Annotated in this window: 6 protein-coding genes; 2 read left to right on the forward strand and 4 right to left on the reverse strand. The window is 75.0% G+C overall.

The genetic code is table 11. The annotated features are described in order from the left end of the window. Nucleotides 1-1,391 (forward strand): hypothetical protein (locus BG452_RS29280; RefSeq protein WP_188307369.1); only part of this gene is annotated, 1,391 nt, incomplete at its 5' end. 165 nt (nucleotides 1,392-1,556) lie between these two features. Beyond that, nucleotides 1,557-2,315, forward strand: coding sequence for a serine hydrolase (locus tag BG452_RS29285; RefSeq protein WP_188307370.1), 759 nt, complete (start codon nucleotides 1,557-1,559; stop codon nucleotides 2,313-2,315). 78 nt (nucleotides 2,316-2,393) lie between these two features. Here BG452_RS29285 and BG452_RS29290 read toward each other — a convergent pair whose 3' ends face one another. From BG452_RS29290 to BG452_RS29305, 4 genes are all read right to left on the reverse strand, one after another. Then, nucleotides 2,394-3,527: an FAD-dependent monooxygenase gene (locus BG452_RS29290; protein ID WP_188307371.1), complete on the reverse strand. Its 1,134-nt coding sequence runs from the start codon at nucleotides 3,525-3,527 to the stop codon at nucleotides 2,394-2,396. Nucleotides 3,528-3,552: 25 nt separating this feature from the next. Then, nucleotides 3,553-4,152 (reverse strand): GTP-binding protein, encoded by a 600-nt coding sequence (locus tag BG452_RS29295; protein WP_188307372.1) that lies wholly within the window; start codon nucleotides 4,150-4,152, stop codon nucleotides 3,553-3,555. Nucleotides 4,153-4,155: 3 nt separating this feature from the next. Then, nucleotides 4,156-4,521 carry a DUF742 domain-containing protein gene (locus tag BG452_RS29300; RefSeq protein WP_188307374.1) on the reverse strand — a complete coding sequence of 122 codons (366 nt, stop codon included), beginning with the start codon at nucleotides 4,519-4,521 and terminating at the stop codon, nucleotides 4,156-4,158. 104 nt (nucleotides 4,522-4,625) lie between these two features. Next, nucleotides 4,626-5,072, reverse strand: coding sequence for a roadblock/LC7 domain-containing protein (locus BG452_RS29305; RefSeq protein ID WP_188307373.1), 447 nt, complete (start codon nucleotides 5,070-5,072; stop codon nucleotides 4,626-4,628). Between the last annotated feature and the right edge of the window lie 225 nt (nucleotides 5,073-5,297).

Here is a 5,297-nt window from a genome sequence, read left to right on the forward strand (position 1 = left end):
GCGCCCGCGCCGGCACCCCGGCCGCCGGCAAGCCCTCCACCGGCAACGGTGGTGGCGGCGGCAACGGCACCGTCACGGTCGCCCCGGCCGACGACAAGCAGGCCGTCATCGGCAGCCCCGGCAAGGACGGCGGCGCGGTCACCGCCGCGACCAAGAGCCTCCAGCTCACCGGCTACGACCCGGGGAAGGGCACCGCCGTCCTGACGGCCCCGGGCCCGACGGCAGCCCCGACGGCCGTCCCGACGGCATCCCCGACCGCCTCTGGGGCGGCGTCACCGACCGCGTCCCCGAGTGCGAGCGCGCCCGCCACTGCCTCCGCCCCCGCTGCCGCCTCCACCGTCCAGGCCGGCCAGCTGATCGCCAGCCCGCCCACCGCCGCCGCCCCGCAGGGCGCGCTGGTCGCCGTCACCGGCGTCAACCCGGGCGCGGGCAACACCCTCAACCTCACCACCCGCCCGGCCACCCTCTCCGAACTCCTCGGCGGCACCGAGGCGGACGGCCAGGTGCCGATCGACGTGCACGGCATCCAGGTGACCCCGCTGGTCAAGGACCTCAAGGCCACCGCCGGCCTCGACGGCAACGGTGTGAAGGCCGACGCCTCCGGCACCCTGGAGGTCGACGTCAAGGCCCCCGTCCCGCTGCCCGGCGGCGCCAGCCTGGACGCCTCCGGCTCCCTCCAGCTGCACCCGGCCGTCCACTTCGCCTACCACGGCGCGGCCGCCACCAGCCCGCGGACCGCCTCCATCGGCTTCGACCTCGGCGCCCAGGCGCACTGGAAGGTCACCGGCGACGTCGCCCGCAACACCGGCGCGGCGCCGATCCGCGTCCCGTTCGCCAAGCTGCAGGCCAGCCCGGTGCTGACGGTCGCCGGCCTGCCCGTGGTCGTCAACCTCGGCCTCACCTGCTACCTGGAGGTCGGCGCCGACGGCCAGGTCCACCTGGAGACCGAGCAGGACGCCGCCGGCACCTGGACCGTGCGCGCCGACTACACCGGCGGCAAGGGCTGGACCTCGGCCACCGACGCCGACACCAAGGTCTCCCCGGTCCACGTCCGCCTCAACGGCAAGGCCTCCGTCCGCGCCGCCCTCGGCGCCGAGGTCAGCCTCGGCCTCTACGACACCGTCGGTGTCGAGGCCACCGTCGCCCCCTACCTCAGCGCCAAGGCGGACGGCTCCCTCGCCGTCGACCTCCCCGGCAACACCCCGCAGCTCCAGGGCAGTTGGGCCCTGGTCGGCGGCATCGACCTGAACGGCGCCCTCACCGCCCACCTCAAGGTCTTCGGCACCCCGATCATCGAGGGCAAGCTCCCCCTCCCGCCCTTCCACAAGGAATGGCCCCTCCTCACCGGCTCGGCCACCCTCCCGGCCTCCCCGAGGCCCAGCAAGAGCTGATCGGCCGCAGACGGGGCACGGAGCGGGAAGTCGGACCGGCCGACTTCCCGCTCCGCTGTCTTCGCCACCTGCGCGGCCGGGGCTCCGTCCGGTCACACGCCGACGGCGGTGCCGGACGGCGGGCCGTTGGCGTGCCGTCGGCCCGGACGGCACTACTCTCTCCCCATGCTGTCTGTGGTGGTGGCCCCCTGGGAGGGCAGTGCCGAGCCGGTGTTCACCCGCGCGCCGGACGAGCTGCACGATGCGGCGAGCACGATGAAGGTCGCGGTGCTGGCGGCGCTGGCCCGGGGCGGGGCGAGCCTCGACGCCGAGGTGCCCGTGGTGAACCGCCACGAGTCGGTGGTGGGCGGGGAGTTCGGCAACGACCCGGAGTGGGACAGTGATCCGCTGCCGTGGGAACTCCTCGGCACCCACGTGCCGTTGCGGCTGCTGGCCGAGCGGATGATCACCCACTCCTCCAACCTGGCGACCAACCTCTGCCTGGCCCGGACCGACCAGCGGGCGGTGGCCGAGGTGTGGCGCCGGGCGGGGGCCACCCGGAGCGTGACCCCGCGCGGGATCGAGGACTACGCGGCGCGCGCGGCGGGCGTGCACAACCGGGTGAGCGCCCGTGATCTGGTGCGGCTGCTGCGCTCGTTGGCGGGGGAGCCGGAGCTGCTGGGGCTGCTGGAGCGCAACGACTTCCGGGTGGACCTCGCGGCCGGGCTGCCGCCGGACACCCGGATCGCGTTCAAGAACGGCTGGGTGCCCGGCGCCCGGCACTGCGTCGGCCTGGTGCGCCCGCACGACTGCCCGCCGTACCTGATCGCGGTCTGCTACACCGGCCCGCTGGCGGACGGCAGCGATCGCACCGATCCGGCCGCCCGGCTGCTGGCCCGGATCTCGGCGGCGGTGTGGGAGCGGCGCAGGGCCGTCACGCGCTGATCGCGGGCACGGCCGCGCCCCGGACCGGCGCGACCCCGCGCGGGCGCAACCCCCGCGCGGGGCCCGGAGGCACCGGCCTCAGTACGGCTTGACGAGGACGTGGGCGGCGCCCGGGATGCCGATCTTCAGCAGCTCGTCCTCCTCCGGCGTGGTGGGCGTGCCGGTCTCCTGCTTGAGGACGGCGCGGGACAGCGACTGGACCCACATGGCGCGCGGGCGGCGGCGCTCTTCCCAGGCGGTGAGGGCGGCGGGGACGCCGTCGGCGCTGTCGAGGCTCTGGGCGAGGACGAGGGCGTCCTCGACGGCCATCGCGGCGCCCTGGGCGAGGTGCGGGGTGGAGGCGTGGGCGGCGTCGCCGGCGAGGACGATGCGGCCGACGTGCCAGGGCTCCCCGACGGTGACCTGGGAGATCCGGGAGTAGACCACGGCGGCCGGGTCGGTGACCTGGGCGAGGGCCTCGGCAATGGGGCCGTCGAAGCCGGCCAGGCGCTCGTGGAGCTGCTCGTGGGCGCGCTCCGGCGCCGGGCGGAAGTCCTCGGCCTCGGCGAACACCGCGCCCAGGTACATGAGTTCCGCGCTGATCGGGGTGAGCAGCGCCTTGGCCCGGAGGTTGCCGGTGGACATCACCACGCCCTTGACCTCGGGCGAACGCGGCAGGGTGACGCGCCAGTTGGCGAAGCCGGTGTACTCGGGGGCGTACGTGTCGCCGTACAGGTGCCCGCGCAGCGGGGAGCCGATGCCGTCGAAGCCGACGACCAGGTCGTAGCGGCCGCCGTGGCCGTCGGTGAGGGTGACGTCGACCCCGGCGCCGTCGTCCTTCACCGAGGCGATCGTGCTGCCGAAGCGCAGGACGGCGCCGGCCGTGGTGGCGGCGTCGGCCAGGATCCGGGCCAGGGCGGGGCGGGGTATGCCGTTGTTGGAGGGGGTGTCGCCCATCCGGGGCTGCGGAATCCGGGCGAGGGTGGTGCCGGCCGGGTCGCAGATGGTCAGCACCTCCCACTCGAAGCCGGCGGCGAGGCACTCGTCGAGCACGCCGATCTCGCGCATCACGTGCAGGGCGTTGGACGGCTGGATGATGCCGACGCCGAGGGCTTCCAGCCGGTCGCGCAGTTCGGCGACCTCGACGTGGTGGCCGCGCCGGGCGAGGGCGGTGGCGAGGGTGAGGCCGCCGATGCCGCCGCCGTGGACGAGGACGCGAAGGGGGGTGGTCATGAAGGGGCGCTCCAAAGAACGGTGCTCAGCCGGCGGGGGTGGCGGCGAGGTCCATCAGGTGGTCGACCAGGGCGAGCAGCAGGTCGCGGCCGAAGCCGCGTTCGCGGACGTCGCCGATCAGCATCGGGACCTGCGGATCGAGGTCGAGGGCGGCCCGGATCTCCTCCGGGGTGCGGGTGTTGTGGTGGTGGAAGCAGTTGATCGCGACCACGAAGGGGATGCCCCGGCTCTCGAAGAAGTCGATGGAGGCGAAGCTGGTGTCGAGCCGCCGGGTGTCGGCGATGACGATCCCGCCGAGGGCGCCGTTGACCAGGTCGTTCCACATGAACCAGAAACGTTCCTGCCCGGGGGTGCCGAACAGGTAGAGCACCAGCTCGGGGCTGACGGTGATCCGGCCGAAGTCGAGGGCGACGGTGGTGGTGTCCTTCTGGTCGACGCCGGCCAGGTCGTCGACGCCGACGCTGGCCGTGGTCAGGTACTCCTCGGTGCGCAGCGGGGCGACCTCGCTGACCGAGCCGACCAGGGTGGTCTTGCCGACGCCGAAGCCGCCCGCGATGAGGATCTTGACCGCGGCGGGGGCGGCGGTCGCAGGGGTGGAGTGGTGGGCGGAGTGGGGCGTTGCCATGGTTCAGAGTCTCCGGAGTCCTTCGCGTACGGCCGTGAGCAGGCCGAGGTCCACGCCCCCGGCGGCGCGGGCCACCGAGAGCGGCGCCCGGGCCCGCAGCAGCCCCTGGGCGACGAGGTCGCCCAGCAGGATCTTGGTGACCGAGACCGGGAGGTCCAGGCCGGCCGCGACCTCGGCGACGGCCGCCGGGCGGCGGCAGCGGTCGAGGATCAGCCGGTGCTCGGGCTGGAGGCCGCGGGCACCGGCGCGGCTGCCCCGCGCCAGGGCCGCGTCGGCCTCGTCCTCGGCCGTGGTGAGCACGGTGATGAGGGTGAGGTCGTCACGCTCGGGCGCGGTCCGGCCGCGGGTGATGGTGTACGGGCGGACCATGACGCCGGTCTCGTCCTCGGCGTCGGGCTCCTCCAGTTCGCTCCAGTGCGGCGCCCGGCCGCGCGCCCGGGCGTCCCCCTCGTCGCGGTACGGGCCCACCCCGGTCAGCTCCGGTTCCGGGTGGCGAAGGCGTCGAAGGACGCGGGGGCGCCCTCGGCGCGGGCCGGGGTGGTGAGCTTCTGGCCGACCTGCTGGACGAGCGTGTGCATCGCGACGGACATCACCTCGGCGTCCACCTCCTGGGAGGCGACCACGGCCAGGTGGGTGCCCTGGGCGGCGGCGATGACGAACAGCCAGCACTCGGCCAGCTCGACGATCACCTGGTGGACGGGCCCGCCGTCGAAGAGCTGGCCGACGCCCCGGGCGAGCGACTGCTGGCCGGTGGCCACGGCGGCGAGGCGCTCGGCGTCGGCCCGCTCGATGGTGCGGGAGTGGCTGACCACGAGGCCGTCGTCGGAGAGCAGGACGGCGTTGCGGGTGCCGGGCACCGAGTCGACGAGTCCGTCCAGCAGCCAGTCCAGGTCCTGATGGGTGGCGATCGTGCGGTTCATGACTGGTCATCCGTTCGTGTGGTTCGGGGTTCCGCGGCCGGCAGAGCCCGGGGGGAGGGCGCGGACGCGGAGGCGGGGGGACCGGCGGGAAGGGCGGGGGGAGCCGGCGGGGTGGGGGACGGGGGCAGTGGGTGCTCGCCGCTGTCCTGGGCGCGGGCGGCCCGGGACTGGCGCTGGAAGGCGCCGATGGCGGCGCCGGAGCGGCGGACCGGCCGCTGGACGGGG

This window comes from Streptomyces sp. CBMA123 (assembly GCF_014596465.1).
Taxonomy (GTDB): domain Bacteria; phylum Actinomycetota; class Actinomycetes; order Streptomycetales; family Streptomycetaceae; genus Kitasatospora.

Bases quoted from the DNA above. Each gene is read 5' to 3' on its own strand.
- BG452_RS29285 (WP_188307370.1), top strand. From the start codon at position 1,557: ATGCTGTCTGTGGTGGTGGCCCCCTGGGAGGGCAGTGCCGAGCCGGTG.
- BG452_RS29290 (WP_188307371.1), bottom strand. From the start codon at position 3,527: ATGACCACCCCCCTTCGCGTCCTCGTCCACGGCGGCGGCATCGGCGGC.
- BG452_RS29295 (WP_188307372.1), bottom strand. From the start codon at position 4,152: ATGGCAACGCCCCACTCCGCCCACCACTCCACCCCTGCGACCGCCGCC.
- BG452_RS29300 (WP_188307374.1), bottom strand. From the start codon at position 4,521: ATGGTCCGCCCGTACACCATCACCCGCGGCCGGACCGCGCCCGAGCGT.
- BG452_RS29305 (WP_188307373.1), bottom strand. From the start codon at position 5,072: ATGAACCGCACGATCGCCACCCATCAGGACCTGGACTGGCTGCTGGAC.